Source organism: Carboxylicivirga longa (genome assembly GCF_050589825.1).
Taxonomy (GTDB): Bacteria; Bacteroidota; Bacteroidia; order Bacteroidales; family Marinilabiliaceae; genus Carboxylicivirga; species Carboxylicivirga longa.
Map to the genome: position 1 here is coordinate 74,446 of NZ_JBNGOZ010000008.1, position 18,418 is coordinate 92,863.

General features: G+C 44.0%; 18 protein-coding genes. 1 reads left to right on the forward strand and 17 read right to left on the reverse strand.

From position 1 onward, the window contains the following. Positions 1-54 precede the first annotated feature (54 nt). The 7 genes from ACRD7A_RS08800 to ACRD7A_RS08830 all read right to left on the reverse strand — a co-directional run bounded on the left by ACRD7A_RS08800 (position 55) and on the right by ACRD7A_RS08830 (position 7,319). Positions 55-1,026: a hypothetical protein gene (locus ACRD7A_RS08800; RefSeq protein WP_430810652.1), complete on the reverse strand. Its 972-nt coding sequence runs from the start codon at positions 1,024-1,026 to the stop codon at positions 55-57. Then, a complete protein-coding gene (locus ACRD7A_RS08805) occupies positions 1,026-2,423 on the reverse strand; it encodes a PKD domain-containing protein (protein ID WP_430810651.1) in 1,398 nt (465 codons plus the stop codon). The genes ACRD7A_RS08800 and ACRD7A_RS08805 overlap by 1 nt, the downstream gene beginning before the upstream one ends. Positions 2,424-2,438: 15 nt before the next feature. Continuing rightward, on the reverse strand, positions 2,439-3,377 hold the full coding sequence (locus ACRD7A_RS08810; protein ID WP_430810650.1) for a PorP/SprF family type IX secretion system membrane protein: 939 nt from the start codon (positions 3,375-3,377) through the stop codon (positions 2,439-2,441). After that, on the reverse strand, positions 3,374-5,128 hold the full coding sequence (locus tag ACRD7A_RS08815) for a T9SS type B sorting domain-containing protein (protein WP_430810649.1): 1,755 nt from the start codon (positions 5,126-5,128) through the stop codon (positions 3,374-3,376). The genes ACRD7A_RS08810 and ACRD7A_RS08815 overlap by 4 nt, the downstream gene beginning before the upstream one ends. A 593-nt stretch (positions 5,129-5,721) precedes the next feature. Continuing rightward, positions 5,722-6,114 (reverse strand): HIT family protein, encoded by a 393-nt coding sequence (locus ACRD7A_RS08820; protein WP_430810648.1) that lies wholly within the window; start codon positions 6,112-6,114, stop codon positions 5,722-5,724. Positions 6,115-6,127: 13 nt separating this feature from the next. After that, positions 6,128-6,592: a transcription elongation factor GreA gene (greA, locus tag ACRD7A_RS08825; protein ID WP_430810647.1), complete on the reverse strand. Its 465-nt coding sequence runs from the start codon at positions 6,590-6,592 to the stop codon at positions 6,128-6,130. Between the two features lie 328 nt (positions 6,593-6,920). Further along, a complete protein-coding gene (locus tag ACRD7A_RS08830; RefSeq protein ID WP_430810646.1) occupies positions 6,921-7,319 on the reverse strand; it encodes a hypothetical protein in 399 nt (132 codons plus the stop codon). A gap of 158 nt (positions 7,320-7,477) precedes the next feature. On the opposite strand from ACRD7A_RS08830, the gene ACRD7A_RS08835 reads away from it, so the two are divergent. Next, the gene (locus ACRD7A_RS08835) at positions 7,478-7,909 is read left to right on the forward strand and encodes a Rieske 2Fe-2S domain-containing protein (RefSeq protein WP_430810645.1); all 432 of its coding nucleotides are present in this window, start codon (positions 7,478-7,480) and stop codon (positions 7,907-7,909) included. A 97-nt stretch (positions 7,910-8,006) separates the two neighbouring features. On the opposite strand, the gene ACRD7A_RS08840 is transcribed toward ACRD7A_RS08835, so the two are convergent. The 10 genes from ACRD7A_RS08840 to ACRD7A_RS08885 form a co-directional block, all read right to left on the reverse strand. Beyond that, positions 8,007-8,354: a hypothetical protein gene (locus ACRD7A_RS08840; protein WP_430810644.1), complete on the reverse strand. Its 348-nt coding sequence runs from the start codon at positions 8,352-8,354 to the stop codon at positions 8,007-8,009. Positions 8,355-8,676: 322 nt separating this feature from the next. Next, positions 8,677-9,624: a pyridoxal-phosphate dependent enzyme gene (locus tag ACRD7A_RS08845; protein WP_430810643.1), complete on the reverse strand. Its 948-nt coding sequence runs from the start codon at positions 9,622-9,624 to the stop codon at positions 8,677-8,679. A gap of 5 nt (positions 9,625-9,629) precedes the next feature. Then, positions 9,630-9,860: a putative signal transducing protein gene (locus ACRD7A_RS08850; RefSeq protein WP_430810642.1), complete on the reverse strand. Its 231-nt coding sequence runs from the start codon at positions 9,858-9,860 to the stop codon at positions 9,630-9,632. A gap of 144 nt (positions 9,861-10,004) precedes the next feature. Beyond that, positions 10,005-11,087, reverse strand: coding sequence for a glutamine-hydrolyzing carbamoyl-phosphate synthase small subunit (gene carA / locus ACRD7A_RS08855; protein WP_430810641.1), 1,083 nt, complete (start codon positions 11,085-11,087; stop codon positions 10,005-10,007). A 289-nt stretch (positions 11,088-11,376) separates the two neighbouring features. Further along, positions 11,377-12,717: a citrate/2-methylcitrate synthase gene (locus ACRD7A_RS08860; protein ID WP_430810640.1), complete on the reverse strand. Its 1,341-nt coding sequence runs from the start codon at positions 12,715-12,717 to the stop codon at positions 11,377-11,379. Between the two features lie 46 nt (positions 12,718-12,763). After that, positions 12,764-14,095, reverse strand: a complete 1,332-nt coding sequence (gene argH, locus ACRD7A_RS08865; protein ID WP_430810639.1) for an argininosuccinate lyase — start codon at positions 14,093-14,095, stop codon at positions 12,764-12,766. A 184-nt stretch (positions 14,096-14,279) separates the two neighbouring features. Further along, entirely contained in the window at positions 14,280-15,347 is a 1,068-nt protein-coding gene (locus ACRD7A_RS08870; protein ID WP_430810638.1) for a M20 family metallo-hydrolase, read from the reverse strand. A gap of 4 nt (positions 15,348-15,351) precedes the next feature. Further along, on the reverse strand, positions 15,352-16,134 hold the full coding sequence (argB, locus tag ACRD7A_RS08875) for an acetylglutamate kinase (protein WP_430810637.1): 783 nt from the start codon (positions 16,132-16,134) through the stop codon (positions 15,352-15,354). Positions 16,135-16,140: 6 nt separating this feature from the next. Continuing rightward, positions 16,141-17,091, reverse strand: a complete 951-nt coding sequence (locus ACRD7A_RS08880; RefSeq protein WP_430810636.1) for an N-acetylornithine carbamoyltransferase — start codon at positions 17,089-17,091, stop codon at positions 16,141-16,143. A gap of 49 nt (positions 17,092-17,140) precedes the next feature. Then, entirely contained in the window at positions 17,141-18,388 is a 1,248-nt protein-coding gene (locus ACRD7A_RS08885; RefSeq protein ID WP_430810635.1) for a glutamate-5-semialdehyde dehydrogenase, read from the reverse strand. Positions 18,389-18,418: the final 30 nt, after the last annotated feature.

The following is an 18,418-nucleotide window of genomic DNA, read 5'->3' on the forward strand; positions in this document are numbered from 1 at the left end:
ATCTGTTTTATGGATGTATTCCCAATGCAGAAGCATACAAAGGGCATTCTTCTTTTACAATTCTTCAGCTTCTGGCTTCCCTTTGTACTTGGGCACTCCCCCAATGGGCACACTGTAGGATTTAAGCAACTCGCCATACTGGTTTTCAAAATAGATGACGACATTATTGTTGCGTATGCTACCCGAGGGATGCTTCTTCATCTGAATATCCAATGAAGTATTGTATTCTGCTGGCTTAATAGTATACAGGCTACTGATCCACTCATCGTCCTTCGATATCTTCATCATCTGACCTGCCGTTGCAACTGACCGTACAATAATCCACCCATCGTTGTCCCAATCGAAATTGGTTTGCTTGATGGAGACAATACTCGAATCGTTGACATAAGGATAAATGTGTGACAACTCCCGCGGATTATCATGCAAACGAATGGTGTATTTATAATAAAAGGCATAGCCGCCCTCTACTTCACTCAATTCATCCATTTGGGTACTCATAAAAAGCTGATACATATTACCGTCATCGCCCGACAAGCCCTCTACAATCACTTTAAATACATAGCCCCCTTCTTCAGGCAGATACTCGCCTTCCGACGGGTTGATGGGACCAAAGGTGTACCATGACCTATCATATTCCGGCTCATCACCAAAGGTTTTTGAAGCCAGCAGCGTTCCTTCATCATAGTCACCATCCAGATTAAGCTTTTTGGCATCTTCGTTGGAGCAACTACCCTGTCCCCCATAAATACTAAAACACGTAGACGTATTCCACACGCCCTGTAACTCATCGTTTTCACCTCCACAATCGGGGTCATATACTTTAATATAGATGGGCGCAGTATGACTTTCGGGCACTGTGAAAAATATAATCTGACAAAAATTAGGGTCGCCCCATGATGTTTCGCCATCGGCACCAAAAGTAATCAGGTTAGGAATATTCTCATCGTCACCGGGCACTGGCTGTGCCTGAACCAAAGCGGTGGTCAGCAACATAAGTACTAATAGCTTGAGTAGTTTGGTCATCATTATTCAATTACATTAATTTCTTTGTATGTACACATCTTCTTATTGGGGTCATCTGCACTTATGGTACCACACCTGATGATCTGCTTTCCCTTTTTTCGAAAAATATGCTGAATAGTTACACCTTTTTTACGCGATCCGTCGGGCAACTCCCAGTAATAGCCGTTGGGAACAAATTCGCCCAAGTGCGACTTACGCGCATCCAAGGTTACTTGTTGTCCTACACGCAACGTATCGGGCACTGCAATGAAGACTTGTACTTTCTTCTTCACCTCCTGATGAAAATCGTTGAGCACAAACAGCTCCTCATTTAGCAGCGTGTCCACCAGCACAGACTGCACATGGTAGCTGCCTGGCGCCTTATACTGATGAATCACGGTATCGCCTTCGGCTTTTTGTCCATCACCAAAATACCACACATACTTAAGTGGTCCATCTCCTTTTCCACCGAGCCGGTCGTAGAACCGATACCTGAAGGTATTATCCTTTTGCTTTTGACCGGGTCCAAATACCGGAAAATATTGGATAAATTCAAAAAGATCATCATCGCCATGCCGGTTGGAGGCAAAGTACCCCTGCAGCTCATCGTTTGATATATAACAGCTAAACTCATCGGCAACCGTGTTGATACCACTATCAAGGGGTACCGGTTTCATCCATCCCTCCTTTGTTTTCAGTGTGTAGAATAGGTCGTAACCTCCCTGTCCGCCCAGACTATCTGAAGCAAAGTACAATTTGCCACTTTGATGACAGAAGGGAAAAATTTCATTGCCTCGTGTATTGATCGTAGCCCCCAGGTTAAGCGCAGGTCCCCATTCATCGCCCTGGCGCTCCGAAACGTAAATATCGGCACCTCCGTACCCCCCTGCCTGATCCGATACAAAAAACAGGTAGCGCCCATCGGCCGAAAGGGTAGGATGCCCTGTGTTATAACTGCGACGGGAATTAAAAGGCATGCTACGCGCCCGTGACAAACGGTTACCGTCCAACTGCGCACTATATACTCCCTGTTTATTCTCCATGCCTTTTTGCAGACGTTTCTTATCCTTGTAATGCGCCTCGGTAAAATATACAAGCTCCCCATTGGGCGAAAAGGATATGGTTGATGTATGAAAATCGGAGAAAAAGTCACTTTCAAAAGCTTGCTCATTGAACCAGGCAGAATCAGCAGACTGCTGCACCGTAAACAGATTATAGAAATTACGACGCTTATGATCTGTCAGCTTATTCAGCCAGTTAATATTTTTATCAGAGCTAAAAAATAAGAGTGTGTCTTTCTTGTAAGGAGCAATTTCACTTTGATTTTTACGACAGAAAGGTAGTTTCTTTACGTGCAAACCCTGCGCTGTAAGACCGCTGAGACTTGTCAGTAGCAAAACACCAATTATAAACACACGCATATACATAGGCTCGGTTTAGAAAAATTTAGGACTAGATGACTTTACACGAAAACCAAAATCATACTGAATGGCCAGTTCGTGGGAGCCATGGTTATAAGAGCTAATATGGCCCGTGCTATAATCATAGCTGTAGGACAAACGAAACTGAGGCGTTATCTGGTAACCCATCATTGCCGTTAAGTCCTTGGTGCTGCGATAGCCCACGCCCATCCATAGTTGATTATTATAAATTACAGAGGCGTTTACATCCACGAAACTTCCAAACTCAGGGTTCACACGTGCCAAAACACTGGGCTGTAAATGCCATTTTTGCTTCAGACTAAACAGGTAACCCGCGGTGAGCAGATAGTCGGCTCGCTCCAATGCAAAAGTATTTTCACCCCCTTGCGAGTAAGGATCGAAGTAAAAAAAGTTGGGTATGGAAACACCCAGGAAAAAGTCATGGGCATACCAGGCAGTCCCAAAGCCAATGGCCGGTGCAAAATTAGATTCATTGGCTGCAAACTCCGGATCATCGTTGCCTCCGTTTGTTCCGGGATAAACATCCACATCGGTCCACTGTGCGTTATAAAAAACACCTCCGCCATTGATACTGAAGGCTAGCTTTTGCCCTTTCGGCATTTTTAAACGGTAAGTATAAGCCAGTGAAAAGCCGGTTTCTTTATTCACTCCATACTGCTGATTAAAGACTTGAAGCCCCAGTGCCATTTGTTCCTTTTTAAGTGCCGTGTGCATACTAAACAACATAGAGCCAGGCGCCCCATTGAAGCCCAACCACTTTTGACGATAGCCTCCATATAAAGAAAGCACCTCGCGATTACCTGCAAAAGCGGTGTTAACAGCATAGCGATTGTGCATATACTGACTCATCACTACATCTCTTTGCCCCTTTGAAGGGAGTGCAACAAGCAGCATAAAAACGGTCATTAATATCAATTGACTGACTCTCATCATGGCTTGCTTCCTTTAATAATTAGGTAATTCTTAACAGGCTCAATTTCGTCACCGGTAAAAACATAGTAATAAGTACCGTCCTCTATCTCGCCATCGTTGCGAAGTCCATCCCAGCCCAACAAAGTATCATCCGTCTTCATAAAGTCGTGCACCTGATACACGACCTGTCCGGTTACATCAAACACCATTAGTTTATTATTGGTCACATTTTCGGCCCCGCCAATGATAAAAGTATCATTAATACCGTCCCCATTAGGCGAAAAGCCCGTGGTGTGAAAGATGTCATTATTTGTTAAGGAATGCTCATCCCAATCAGAAGCACATATGCCATTGCTCACGGTCCAGCGAAAAGTGTATTCTCCCATCTCCATGCCTTCCACGGTAGTCTCAGGGCTATTGGGCCTCACCAGATGAGTACTTGTTGATGGCGCTTCCTCAATGGTCCATAACCCTTCCATTCCCTCGGTAATATCACTGGCAGTAAGGCTTATATTTTTCTTAAAATAAAACTCTGTTTCTTCGCTAATAATCTTACTTTCCGGCGGTTTGTGAAAGTTTATTGTCACCCTGTCGCTATCCACACACTCCTTATTATCTGAATTGATCTCCGTCCATATAAAATCATACTGCTCCCTGGCCAGCTGATCCCCATAATTAAGCGCTATTTCTGTTTGGGCAGCTGATGGATTATCCACCTTTATTCCGGAACCTTGATGATCATCCACCAAGGTCCAAAAGCCGGTGGATTCTATGCCAGCTGTATAATTGGCTTGCAGCGTTGCCTTCGAATCACATATGGGTGTAGAGAAAGAAAGAGCATTGGCAAATGGTGTGCGATCTACCTGTATCTCAACCACCTGATTAATTTCACTTACGCAGCCCTCCTTATCGGTATAGGTGTACACCTCAAAGCGCTGATGATTTTGCAATTCAGGTGTTAGCAATTGGAAGGGAGCCTGCTGAAAAGTGCGCACTCCTTCGCTCCATGCCACCGTAATAGGAAAACTTCCTTCCACTTCCAGTTCAATGCTAGCCGGCGTACCTGAACAGGTCGTATCCATAGCAGACACAGGACCCCCCGAAGGACTTGGGTTATCGATGGCCTCCACCACCATCGGTGTTTCCGTTGTACAAACTCCTTGTTGCTCAATAAAGGTTAGGTGATAACTTCCTTCGGCAATGGCGGTAAATATGGGACTTAAAAGACCCGCATCGTCCAGCGTACCATCAGCCGGATTCTCTAAGCGCCACCTGCCGGTGCTTGTTTCAAAGTTTGGTAGGGCATTTAAGTGAACATCCAGATCGCAGTTTCTAAGTTGGCTAATTGATGCAGGCCCGGGCTTTTTATCTACAATAATGTTGATAATGCCATCAAACTCCTCTCCTGTGCGGCCATCAATCAGAATACCCGGCACGCCATCCTCTATCCGATAGTTATCGTCATAAACATAGGATACCTTGAAGGCTCCATTGCCGGTAAATGGAAATGCTAACACGGGTCGAAAGAGGTAGCCATTAAAAGTAGGTTCACTCCTCTGCTCAAATACTCCATCCCCATCTTTATCAACCTCGTATCTAAAGTCAAACACCCCGGAACCGGTAAATTCAATCTCAAAAGTTGTGGTACCCGATTCGCAAAAATGCGTTTCGCTGGGGGTAACAGTTAAAGTGGGTTTAGCAACCTGTCCGTAACTTAAGGCCACCCCTACCCAGCATATCAGCAATACAAATAATACTCGATATTTTTTCATTCGAAAAAACTTATTTTCAAAGGCTCAACAGCATAAGGCGCACATTTATAGAAAGCCTGCCTAAGCTTCCCATTTATGAAGTCATATATGCGGATTCGCGCCGCCTTCGTCATATTGTTAGCAATTGTAAAAAGTCCCCAACTCTGCTCAACAACAAATTGTTATACGCCTGACTATTAATAATGTTCCATCTACTACAAACATAGTCAAAAAAATGCTTAGCATAGATTTCCTTTGCCAAGCTACCCACGGCATTAATGGCACTTTTACCTCCTTTAATCAAAAAAAAATAACACAATAAATAAATAACCCGCACAGCATGCCATTGTTGGCCCTTTTACGAAAGTATATCCCGGGCAAAAGGCGAGAATATTTTGCTGATATTGGCGAAGCATCGAGGTCAGATTCCTAGCTCCTCCCTCTTAATGCCCATTAATGGCGCGTGGCCATAAAGAAAACGTCTAACTACTAAGGAAGTACTACCAGATGAAATTACATCAGTAAAACCAAGCAGCTAACAAGCTATCTAAAAAAAGAAAGAGACCAGCTCGGTGAACTGATCTCTCGTATTTATGCTTAATATTACTCAATATTTACAGTGCCGTACGAATATTATTGGCGATGGCCGCCATTTCATCGGCACTCAGCTTCAGCTTGGGGTTTCTGAAGTTAACATCGGCTTCGCTATTCATGGGTATTAAATGAATGTGCGCGTGCGGCACCTCCAAACCTAACACCGCCACCCCCACGCGCTTGCAGTCAATTACTTTCTTTTGTGCCACAGCTATCTTTTTAGCGAACACATTCATGTCGGCCAGCAGCGCATCATCCAGGTCGAACAAATAATCTGTTTCCTGCTTGGGAACCACCAATGTATGTCCTTTCGCCAAAGGATTAATATCCAGAAAGGCAAAAAAACGATCATCTTCCGCAATTTTATAACAGGGAATCTCCCCCTTTATAATTTTCGTAAAAATGCTAGGCATGGCGACAAGATTTTTAAATGGATATCTCAATAATTTCGAAAGTCATCAATCCCGAAGGCACTTTTATCTCCACCTGATCGCCCACCACTTTACCCAACAGACCTTTGGCAATGGGTGTTGAAATGGATATCTTACCTTCTTTAAGGTTAGCTTCACTCTCAGGCACCAGCGTATAAGTCATGGCAGCACCGTTCTTTAGGTTTTTAATCTTTACCTTATTCAACAGCTGTACCTTGGAGGTATCAATACGCGACTCATCAATGATACGACTATTCGCAACGGTATCCTTTAGCTTCGCAATGCGCATCTCAAGAAGACCCTGTGCTTCTTTGGCAGCATCATATTCGGCATTCTCCGATAGATCACCTTTATCGCGTGCTTCTGCAATTTGCTTAGATATGGAAGGACGCTCATAAGTCTCAAGCTGATGCAATTCCTCCTTCAGCTTCTTTAAACCGGCTTCTGTTATATATTTCATGCTTTTAAATTTATTGAACAAAGGCTATCTGTAACGATCATAAATAAATCGTTATCCCTTTGTTTTGTTAATCAACAGGACATCGATTTATTATGAAGTAACAACTAACCAATTTCATTTACATTACTAAACCAACAACCAGTTACAAACTACATTGGCAAGCCAACACAGGCAACTGGCAGTTTCTTAATTATTAATTTTATAAGGTATTAAAAATAAAAAGAATCCCGACTTGCCGAGACTCTTTGTTACAAATATATGAAAGTTAAATAGAAAATCAAAGAACAGGATAGCAATACCGCTAAATAACTACCTGATAGACGCTTGGCTATTCGTAAGGCCGTTTTAATATTTCGGAGTAAATCACTGCCTGACGAAGGTCTATCTGCTCCTGCTCATACACCTCATCATCTTCAATCAACCGTATCGGCTCTTTCTTTTTAACCATCACTTTGGGTTTACCCACCTGCTTTGTAAGATCCTTCTCAAAACGCACCGGCTCCTTCTTGACTGCAGGCCTTACTACGGGCTGCTCCTCTTTGGCTTTGGACTGAAAAAGCTCCCGCAATTCACCCATAATATCATCCTCAGCCATGGGGTCAAATTCCGGACGCTCCTCCCCGGGAACTGGCGGTGATTTATCTACCTGCTTTTTCTTCTTCAGCGCACTAAATACAAGAGCAGCCAACATAGCCAGTACATATAGTATATTTCCTAAATCATCCATAGCAGTAATTTATTTAATGCACCAAATTACCAATTTAAAGTCAGATATTATAAAAAAACTCAATTCCAATGTAATAAATTTGTTAGCTTAAAGATTGCTGAGTCCTGCCCCATAATAATAAAATATAGCGATCAACGTTTTTCTTAAAAATGAATGACATGAAACGTTTTACCTTTGCCATATTAATTTCTTTAATGGCACTTAGCTGCGGCAAAGATTCTGAAATTATACCCAATGTACACTTTTCAACCACCATCGATATTGTGCCGCAATATGCAGGAAAGAGCCTTTTTGTAATAATGCGTGGCAGCAACGGACGCGTGCCGGGCGTTAATGGTGTAATCGTGTGGAGTGCCAGCAGTGACCAGTATTATGCCTTTGACCGTACCTGCACCTACCAGCACGAAGATGGCCGCTTGCATTATGTGGAAATTATTGAGGAAGGCAACCCCATTGTTAAATGCCCCCAATGCGGATCTGAATTTCTGGTAGCTACCCAATATGGTGATATTATCAAAGGGCCCGCTGTTTACGCCTTAAAATCATACTACACATCTTACTCAAATGGTCAGTTAACCATCCGCAATTAGCAATTATTAAGATGTGACTCATGACCCGCAATCGTGATTGATTGGCAGTTTTTTTATATTAAACAAAATACTTAATTAGCCATTGCAGCGATAAACTCTATTTGCTCATTACTTGAATTTGAGTTTCTATAATCTGTTGTACTTTAATGTGCAAATCAGGTCTTAAACTCAAGGATTTATTACCTACTTCATAGTGTTTTGCCAAATCGTCATTTAAAGGAAATGGAAATCTACCTGCCCAAATCATAAATGGCTGAAGTTCCTCTATCATAAGTTGCTCGTGCTCACTTATATCTATCTGATAATAATCAAGGATATTTTGTATTACATGTCCATTCTTACCCCATTTCTTTTTGAGTTCATTGTAATTATTAATTTTTCCAGCCTCTATATTCTCTCTTTCCTCATATAAAGCTCTTGACTTGAATATTAATTCGACAGCCAAAGCATAAATCAAGTTTGTAGTCCTAAGTAAACCTAGTTGTCTTAATCTATCGTCATAACCTTAAGAGTAGATAAAATTCTTAAACATCTTGAGATTCTCATTACCTGCCAATAATAAACTTTTAGAATGATCTATATACGTATAAAAATGAAGAGATTCTCGCATTACTTATTTGAAATTTGGACAAAGACAATTGCATTATTACCAGATAAATTATTTTGACAAGTTGATATTTTACTAATTACTTCATAATTCAATGAATCTTACTTATGAGAAAAATACTAATTTAACTAACTGTCAAAAGCTTTCCGCCTCATCATAATTAAGAAAAAGGAAGGTGCGCAAGATCAACATTACCACCTGACAGAATGATACCCACTCGCTGCTTCCTGAAAGCCTCTTTATTTTCCATAACAGCAGCCAAAGGCACCGCAGATGAAGGCTCCACAATAATCTTCATGCGCTCCCAGATAAGGCGCATGGCCGAAATAATGGATGCCTCAGAAACAGTATAAATATCATCCACTTTCTCGCGGATAATGGCAAAAGTAAGTTCACCCAATGAAGTACGCAGGCCGTCGGCGATGGTTTCGGGCTTATCAACAGGGTGTAGTACACCACTGTTAAAAGACCGATAGGCGTCATCGGACATAAGCGGCTCACCTGCTAATACCCTTATTCCGGGATACTTCCCCTTCAAGTAGGTAGCCGTACCACTCAGTAAGCCACCTCCACCCACCGGGGCCATAACAGCCTCCAGATCGGGTTGTTGTTGCATTAGCTCCAGTGCCGCTGTTCCCTGACCACAAATTACCTCCCATTGATTATAGGGATGCACAAGAATGGCACCGGTTCGTGCCTGAACAGCTTTCAGTGTAAGCTCACGATCGCGCTGGGTGGGAGCACAGAAAGTAATTTGGGCGCCATAACCTTTCACGGCCTTCTTCTTTATTTCAGGTGCATTGTCCGGCATCACTATATAGGCCGGAAGCCCATTTTCGCGAGCTGCCAAGGCCAGTGCAGCCGCATGATTGCCCGATGAATGCGTGGCCACACCCTGCGCTCGTTGCATCGCATTGAGGCTCAATACAGCATTACTTGCACCCCGGTATTTAAATGCTCCTACTTTCTGAAAATTCTCACATTTGAAAAACAAAGTGCAGCCCATCATATCATTGATACTGCTACTGCTCAAAACAGGCGTTTGGTGCACATAAGACTTAATGCGATCATAAGCGATCACAACATCATAGAATGAGGGGTAGTTCATAAACGCTATTTCTTAAGCTCCTTAACAAACGTCTCCACAATGGCACGTGCACGCACTTCATCTTTTAGCAACACGTATAAGTCCACAGAAGTGGCCGACCCGGCAACAAAACCAGCCGATACACCCGATTGAAAATCATTTTTCACCATGGCCTCGATACCTTTGTCCGCCAATACATTTTTCAGATGCATAACGGTTAATTCGGTGTCGGAATAAATATTTACGATATCCTTCATAAGCAGCGACTTTTAAAAAGTTAAACAAGCTAGCTCACTAAAGATATTATAAATATTTGATTAATGGATTGTTGTAATGCAACAAATCGCAACCCCATTGCATTATGCAACCAGGATGCGATCTGCCTGTTCTATATTGTCTATTTACTTCTTGCTTGCTTCAATTTTTGCAATCAGCTCATCGAACAAAAATTCCGTATCGGTAGGTCCACTCGATGCTTCAGGGTGAAACTGAGTAGAGAAAAATGGCTTGGTTTTATGCTTAATTCCCTCATTAGTCTGATCGTTAACATTTAAAAACAATGGCTCCCACTCATTACTTAGTGTATTGTTATCAATGGCGAAACCATGATTTTGGCTGGTGATATAACAAGTATCGGTTCCCACTTTAATCACAGGGTGATTATGGGCACGGTGACCATATTTTAGCTTATAGGTAGAAGCACCCGAAGCAATACCCATGAGCTGATTACCCAGGCAGATGCCAAAGATTGGCTTACCAATAGCCATTGCTTTTTTAATATGCTCGATCGTAACTTCACACATCTGGGGATCACCGGGACCATTGGACAGCATAATGCCATCATAATCCTCTTGTGTAAAGTCATAATCCCAAGGTACACGAATAACTGTAGTGTCGCGTTTTAGCAGACAACGCAAAATATTGTTTTTAGCACCGGTATCGACCAGCACAACCTTATGCTTACCTGATCCATACACTTTCTTCTCTTTGATACTCACCTTGGCCACAAGATTTTCTTTGTTGGGATCGACAAAATCGATGGCTTCACCTTCCACCTCAATCTTACCCAACATCGAACCCTTTTCGCGCAGAATCATAGTCAAAGCCCGCGTATCGATGCCAAATACACCCGGCACCTTATTCTGTATCAACCACTCGCGAAGGCTATTTTCTGCATTCCAATGGCTGTATTCAAAAGAATAGTCCGAAATAATTAATCCGGAGATATGAATGCGATCCGACTCATGGAATTTTGGTATCCCGTTTTCGGTATCGTTTTTTGGCACACCGTAGTTACCAATGAGAGGATAAGTAGAGACAAGGATTTGCCCTTCGTAAGACGGATCCGTCAAACTTTCGGGATAGCCGGTCATGGCTGTATTGAACACTACTTCACCCGCTACCGACTTGTGGTATCCAAATGATTTTCCTTCGAAGACTGTTCCGTCTTCCAACACTAATTTAATCTTTTGTACTTCAGGCATACCTTCTGATACTTAAATCATTTACACTAATCTCGACACAAAAAATGCATTTACTCATAACGCTCTGAATAAATGCATGCACAAGGCTTCCCTTATGCGGCACAAAGGTAATAATTATTTGCCTCACCTCCGAATTTTTTTATCTGTTCATGCATAATTATAGACCTCGTCTTCAGTTGCTGCATATTTATACAACAACAAGCACTGATTAGACTAAAAATGAGGGACCGTGCAAATCTCCCCTATGCACTGATCCCTCATACCCAATCAACAAAAATATTTTTTTTTACTAACGCTTGTCCAGGTCGGTATAAGCTATTCGTTCGGACACATTTTTATAGGCAGGACGGATAATCCGGCGACTTGAGAAGGTCACCTCTTCAATACGATGAGCACACCATCCGGCAATGCGCGATACGGCAAAAATAGGTGTATAAATCTCCTTGGGTATCTGCAAGCAATCATAAACAAAACCACTGTAAAAATCAACATTGGCACAAATCACCTTGGCATTAGCTCCCTTAAAATCGTAAAACACTTGCGGTGCCAGGCGCTCGATGGCCGCATATAGATTAAATTCATCCACACGATCTTTTTCCACCGCAAGGGACTGCGCCTTTTCCTTTAACAGTACAGCACGCGGATCGGAATTGGTGTAGATCGCATGACCGATACCATATATCTTACCCGTATTATCAAAAGCCTGTTTATTCAATATCTTCAACAAGTAGGCCCTTATCTCGTTCTCATCGCTCCAGTCCTTCACATTCGCCTTAATATTATTCATCATATCCATCACCTTCAGGTTAGCACCCCCGTGTAACCCACCCTTCAGCGAACCAAGAGCAGCAGCAATGGCCGAATAGGTATCGGTCTGAGCCGAACTCACCACACGTGTGGTAAACGATGAATTGTTACCACCACCGTGCTCAGCATGTATCACCAGCGATAAATCCAATAAGTCAGCCTCGAGCTTCGAATAGTTTTTACCCTTGAGCATGTATAAAAAATTCTCGGCAGTACTTAATTCGGGCTGCGGATGGCGGATCACCAATGATTTCTTTTGATATGAATGACGCATACCAAAGTATGAATAAGCCACAATTACCGGAAACTTAGCAATCAGGCTAATGGACTGTTTAATTAAATTCTCAGGCGATAAATCTTCGGCATGATCGTCGGCCGTATAAAGCCCGAGAACAGAACGCGCAAGCATGTTCATGATGTCACGCCCCCGCAAGGAGAGTATCATGTTTTTTGAAAAGAAAGGGGGTAGATGACGCTCATGCTCCAGCTCTGCCGTGAAAGCTCCCAGCTGCTCACGGTTGGGCAGTTGCCCTGAAAGCAGCAAATAAGCCGTTTCTTCAAAGCCATGTCTTCCCTGCGACTGAAACCCTCTGGCCAGATCCTTCAGTTCAACACCGCGGTAAAACAACTGTCCATCACGGGGAATAAGCTTCCCCTCTACCTTATCGTAACCCACTACGTCTCCTATGGTAGTTAAACCCACCAGCACTCCAGAAAAATCGGCATTACGCAATCCTCTTTTAACGCTAAATTTATCAAATAACGATTTATCAATATCACTCGACATCACAGCATCCTTTGCCAACTTCTCATGTATTGCCATACTTTATTCCTTTTGTTAATCGTTCAAACAGTTATCAATAATTCTCTCACTTCAGCAAGTCGGCAAGGGTCGTATTAACCTGCCCAAAACCAAATTCCTTTATAATTCTATCTTTCTTTTCCCTGATTTTTTCGTTGCATAAATTGCCAATGGAACCTTCGTGCGTATGCTGCACCTGAGCATCAGTATTAAAGGTACCTGCTTCAATGGCTAACCCCACCTGTTTATAGGCATCACGGAAAGGCACACCACTCAGCACCAATTTATTTACCTCTTCCACACTAAAAGCCAGTTTGTATTTTTCATCCTGCATTACATCATGGCGCACCTCCATATTTTCAATGGCGAAGATGGCGATCTCAAGACAATCCGTTAATTCATCAAAGGCGGGCATAAACACTTCTTTTATCAGCTGGAGATCCCGAAAATAGCCGGATGGCAGATTAGCGGTCATCATTCCGATGGATTCGGGCAGCGCCTGTAGCTTATTGCAATGCGCCCTGAGCAATTCAAATACATCAGGATTTTTTTTATGCGGCATGATGCTTGAACCCGTGGTTAGCTCATCGGGCAACTTAATAAATCCAAAGTTTTGACTGGTATACATGCAGGCATCGGCCGCCAACTTACCCAGCGTTTGTGCCACCGATGACATGGCATAGGCCACGGTTCGCTCCATTTTACCCCGAGCCATTTGAGCATATCCCACATTGTAGTTAAGGTCTTCAAAGCCCAATAAGCGCGTTGTGAGCGTTCGATTGAGTGGAAAGGAGGAGCCATAGCCGGCCGCTGTTCCCAGCGGATTTTGGTTGGCGGTGCGCCACGCAGCCTGCAACAACAGCAGATCATCGGCCAAACTCTCGGCGAAAGCACCAAACCAGACTCCGAAAGACGATGGCATAGCCACTTGCAAGTGCGTGTAACCGGGTATCAGAATGTCTTTATTTGCCTCACTCTTCTCCTGCAATACGGCAAACAACTTTTCGATATTCTGCACCAAGGCCTCAATGCGATGACGGGTGTATAATTTAAGATCGACCAATACCTGATCGTTGCGCGAGCGCCCACTATGAACTTTTTTGCCCACATCGCCCAGTTTACGTGTTAGCATAAGTTCCACCTGCGAGTGAACATCTTCCACACCTGCCTCTATTACAAAATCTCCGGCAAGCGCAAGACGATGTAAAGCTTTTAGTTCCGTAAGCAGTACAGACAATTCATCTTCTGACAACAATCCTACACTCTCGAGCATGGTAATGTGCGCCATGGTACCCATAATATCGAATGGTGCCAACAGCACATCCAATTCACGATCACGCCCTACAGTAAAATCTTCTATCCTTTTATCAACAGAGGTGCCTTTATCCCAAAGCTTCATATCTTAACGTTTTAGCTGTTAATGGTTTTATGGCCAATCCAAGGAAGTTACTATCTGTAACATTTTAAAACTTAAGCCTTTCGATTTGGCAAATATATTCACTTTTAATTTATAATTAAGCAATTTTAGGTGATTTATATGACTTTTATCACATTTTACTCATCCTAAAAACAGGGTTAAATACCTACAAATCAAGATCTGCCAACAGTTTGATATAAGTAGCTATACCTTCTTCAATTTCCGACAAATAAATATATTCATCGGGCGTGTGTGAGCGCGCAGAGTCACCACAACCTATTTTCAGCGTTGTAAAATCCATCAGCGCCTGATCGGAAGTTGTGGGTGATCCGTAATGCGACAAGCCCAATGCCCTACCCCGCTGCACCAAAGAATGCTCAAACGGAATAAACGAACTGTTCAAGCGATAGGATCGCGGCGTAACATCACAATCCACATGCTGTTCTATTATGGCATGCAGCTCCTTGTTTCTGTAGCACTCATTCAGACGAACATCCACCACAAAACGGCAGACATCGGGCACTACGTTATGCTGACTGCCGGCTGTCACCTGTGTAACCGTCATTTTAACAGCCCCCAGGTGAGGGGATACATTTTCAAACTGATAAGTTCGAAACCACGAAATGGCCTCCATGGCTTTATAAATAGCGTTCACTCCCTCGTCACGCGCGGCATGCCCCGTTCTGCCATGCGCCACGCAATCCAAGACCATCAGTCCTTTCTCGGCCACGGCCATCTGCATCTGCGTTGGTTCGCCAACAATACCCAGGTCAATGGATCCCAGATGAGGCAATACAAGCGCTACACCATCAGCACCGGACACCTCCTCTTCAGCGGTGGCAGCAAAAACCAGATTATAGGGTAATGCCTCATCTTTTAAACAGAGAAAAGTCGCCATAAGAGCCACCAATGGACCACCGGCATCATTACTCCCCAAACCAATAAGCTTATCACCCTCCTGATAGGCTCCAAAGGGATCATAACTCCATTTATCCGAGGGCTTTACCGTATCCAGATGAGAATTGAGCAATATTGTCGGTTTCTGCGGATCTTTCTCCTGCGCCCAGCACCACACATTATTACTCTGTCGCTTCACATCCAACCCTTGCTCTTTCAGATAGCCGGCCATCATATCGGCCACAGCGCCCTCTTCCCGACTAAAGGAAGGTGTTTTTATCAAACGCTTCAACAGGGCAATGGCCTCACGCGTGTACTTTTCTTGCTTTTGTTCCATCTATTCATTCCTGTGATAATCGGGTTCCGGAGGCAAACCCATTTTTGAGTCCCTCAATATTTGTAATGCAAACCTGCTCAACCCCCTGTTGCAAGGCGGCAAAACCATTGTCAAGCTTAGGAATCATACCGGCATTGATCACTCCGCTCTCCTTGTGTTCGGTGTACAAACTGGTGCTAAGTTCACGAATCACGGAATCCTCATCATCAGGATTTTCCAACACTCCTTTTTTCTCGAAGCAATACACCAGCTGCACTCGAAAATCCCTTGCCAAGACCTTGGCTAACTCGGCCGCCATGGTATCAGCATTGGTATTGAGCAGCTGCCCTTTCCCGTCATGTGTGAGGGGCGCCACCACCGGCACCACACCCTGACGCAACAGTTCCACCAGATGCTCAGTATTAACAGCCGTAACATCGCCCACGTAACCATAGTCGGTATCCACTACAGGTCGTTTGACGGCTCGCACACAATCCAGATCAGCCCCGGTAAGACCAACGGCCTGCTTATTGAGCGCCTGAAGCTGTGCCACAATATTTTTATTGACCAGTCCTCCGTACACCATCACCACAACTTCCAACATTGCCCGATTGGTAATTCGACGTCCATCCACCATGGTAGTTTTAAGCCCCAGGTGCTCGGCCATTGCAGTGGCCGATCGTCCTCCTCCATGTACCAGAATCTTTTGCCCGGCAATACCGGCAAAATCCTGAATGAAAGACTGCAATGAAGCGGACTCTTCGACCACTTTACCTCCTACTTTTACAATTGTTAGTCGATCGTGCATACTTCTCTATTTTAGGGTTTCCAAAACGCGTTTAATCACCACCTGAGCAGACACTACTCGATTGGCGGCCTCATCAATAACAATACTATTGGCACTGTCAATCACTGCATCGGTAACAATCATGTTACGACGCACCGGCAGGCAATGCATAAATTTGGCTCCATTGGTCAGTGCCATTTTTTCTTCATCAACCGTCCAGCTGCGATCGTGGTTAGTCACCTTACCATAATCGTTGTAGGACGACCAATTTTTGGCATAGATAAAGTCAGCCCCTTCAAAGGCCTTGTTCTGATCATATTCTACCTTTACGCCATCGGTAAACTCAGCGGCCAACTCATATCCTTCAGGATGCGTCACCACCAAATCCACATCGGCAGTTTTCATCCACTCAACAAACGAATTGGGCACAGCCTGCGGTAAAGCACGCGGGTGTGGTGCCCAGGTAAGCACCACCTTGGGTCGTGCCTTCTGCTTGTGTTCCTCAATGGTAATCAAATCGGCAAAGGCTTGTAGAGGATGACGCGTGGCCGATTCCATGCTAATAACCGGCACACCGGCAAAATCGATAAACTGATTTAAAATCTGCTCCTCATAATCGGCTTTCTTATCACTCAAAGATGCAAAGGAACGTACTGCAATCATATCGCAGTAACGACCAATCACGGGCACAGCCTCACGCAAGTGCTCAGGTTTATCACCATCCATCACCACACCAAACTCCGTTTCCAGCTGCCAGCCATCCTTATTAACATCCAGCACAATCACATTCATACCTAAATTCATGGCCGCCTTCTGAGTGCTCAGCCGCGTGCGCAAACTGGAATTAAAAAACAAAAGTATGATCGTTTTATTTTTACCCAATGTGTCCCAGGCATAGGGATTCTGCTTCACTTCAGCTGCCTCTTTTAATGCCGCCTCTAAGTTTCCAATATCATCAACCGTTAAAAATCTCTTCATTTTATATCGTATTAAGCTATTTTATTATTAATCTGCGTGGGCGATTACCTTATGCCGGCCGAACCTGCCCCTGCCCTTTCACAATCCATTTATAGGTAGTAAGCTCACGAAGACCCATCGGTCCGCGTGCATGCAGCTTCTGTGTACTAATACCAATTTCAGCTCCTAAGCCAAACTGAGCACCATCGGTAAAAGCGGTACTGGCATTCACATACAAGGCAGCAGCATCTACCCCATTAAGATAGCGTTCAATCACCTCCTTATCCTCTGCAATAATCGCTTCACTATGCTTTGAACTATAACGTGCAATATGATCCAATGCCTCATGCAGACCACTCACTGTTTTTACAGCCAGCTTCATGGCCAGAAACTCGGTTCCGAAATCATTTTCACCTGCCTCAAATAAGATAGCATCCGGATAATTACCCTTCAACTGATAATGAGCAGCTTCGTCGGCATACACCGCTACACCAGCTGTTGCCATGGGCGCAAGCAAAGCAGATAAATCACTCAGACGGCTGCGATGTATTATAAGGCAATCCAGGGCATTACACACACTCACCCTACGTGTTTTAGCATTTAAAAGTACCTTTTGTCCTAACTTGACATCACCTGACTGATCAAAGTAGGCGTGGACAATACCGGCACCGGTTTCTATAACCGGCACTTTAGCCTGATCGCGCACCGCATTGATCAACCCCTGCGATCCTCTGGGTATTAACACATCCACCTGATCGACAGCTCGCATCAAGGCCTGAGTGGCAGCCCTATCGTTGGGTAGTAGCTGCACCACATCGGGCGATAGACCATGCCGCTGCAACACCTTGTGCAGGATGCTCACCAATGCTGCGTTACTATCAGCAGCATCGCTGCCTCCTTTTAGTACACACGCATTGCCACTGCGCCAGCAAAGGGCAAACACATCGATAGTAACATTGGGTCGTGCCTCGTAAATGACACCCACCACCCCTAGGGGAACACGCTTTTTTGTGAGCTGCAAACCATTGGGCAAGATTCGCTGCTCGAGCACTTCACCCAGAGGGCCGGGTAAATTCGCTACTTCTTTCACACCTCGTGCTATATCATCGATACGCTCAGGACTTAACAGAAGACGATCATAGCGCGGGTCGCTTCTATCCATACGCATTAAATCCTTATGATTGGCACTTATAATCATTTCTTTGGCAGCCAACAATGCTGCACTTAAATCAAGTAATACAGCCTGCAGTACCTCATCACTAACACTTGTCAGCTGTCGCGATGCGAGTTTTACCTTATCAAAAAACAACTGATACATAGATATTTGTTTGGTTTTATAAACAATAAA

Coding starts and splice junctions, on each gene's coding strand:
- ACRD7A_RS08860 (WP_430810640.1), bottom strand. CDS start 12,717: ATGGCAATACATGAGAAGTTGGCAAAGGATGCTGTGATGTCGAGTGAT.
- argB (WP_430810637.1), bottom strand. CDS start 16,134: ATGCACGATCGACTAACAATTGTAAAAGTAGGAGGTAAAGTGGTCGAA.
- ACRD7A_RS08810 (WP_430810650.1), bottom strand. CDS start 3,377: ATGATGAGAGTCAGTCAATTGATATTAATGACCGTTTTTATGCTGCTT.
- ACRD7A_RS08845 (WP_430810643.1), bottom strand. CDS start 9,624: ATGAACTACCCCTCATTCTATGATGTTGTGATCGCTTATGATCGCATT.
- ACRD7A_RS08885 (WP_430810635.1), bottom strand. CDS start 18,388: ATGTATCAGTTGTTTTTTGATAAGGTAAAACTCGCATCGCGACAGCTG.
- ACRD7A_RS08830 (WP_430810646.1), bottom strand. CDS start 7,319: ATGGATGATTTAGGAAATATACTATATGTACTGGCTATGTTGGCTGCT.
- ACRD7A_RS08870 (WP_430810638.1), bottom strand. CDS start 15,347: ATGGAACAAAAGCAAGAAAAGTACACGCGTGAGGCCATTGCCCTGTTG.
- ACRD7A_RS08850 (WP_430810642.1), bottom strand. CDS start 9,860: ATGAAGGATATCGTAAATATTTATTCCGACACCGAATTAACCGTTATG.
- ACRD7A_RS08815 (WP_430810649.1), bottom strand. CDS start 5,128: ATGAAAAAATATCGAGTATTATTTGTATTGCTGATATGCTGGGTAGGG.
- greA (WP_430810647.1), bottom strand. CDS start 6,592: ATGAAATATATAACAGAAGCCGGTTTAAAGAAGCTGAAGGAGGAATTG.
- carA (WP_430810641.1), bottom strand. CDS start 11,087: ATGCCTGAAGTACAAAAGATTAAATTAGTGTTGGAAGACGGAACAGTC.
- ACRD7A_RS08820 (WP_430810648.1), bottom strand. CDS start 6,114: ATGCCTAGCATTTTTACGAAAATTATAAAGGGGGAGATTCCCTGTTAT.
- ACRD7A_RS08805 (WP_430810651.1), bottom strand. CDS start 2,423: ATGCGTGTGTTTATAATTGGTGTTTTGCTACTGACAAGTCTCAGCGGT.
- ACRD7A_RS08835 (WP_430810645.1), top strand. CDS start 7,478: ATGAAACGTTTTACCTTTGCCATATTAATTTCTTTAATGGCACTTAGC.
- argH (WP_430810639.1), bottom strand. CDS start 14,095: ATGAAGCTTTGGGATAAAGGCACCTCTGTTGATAAAAGGATAGAAGAT.
- ACRD7A_RS08880 (WP_430810636.1), bottom strand. CDS start 17,091: ATGAAGAGATTTTTAACGGTTGATGATATTGGAAACTTAGAGGCGGCA.
- ACRD7A_RS08800 (WP_430810652.1), bottom strand. CDS start 1,026: ATGATGACCAAACTACTCAAGCTATTAGTACTTATGTTGCTGACCACC.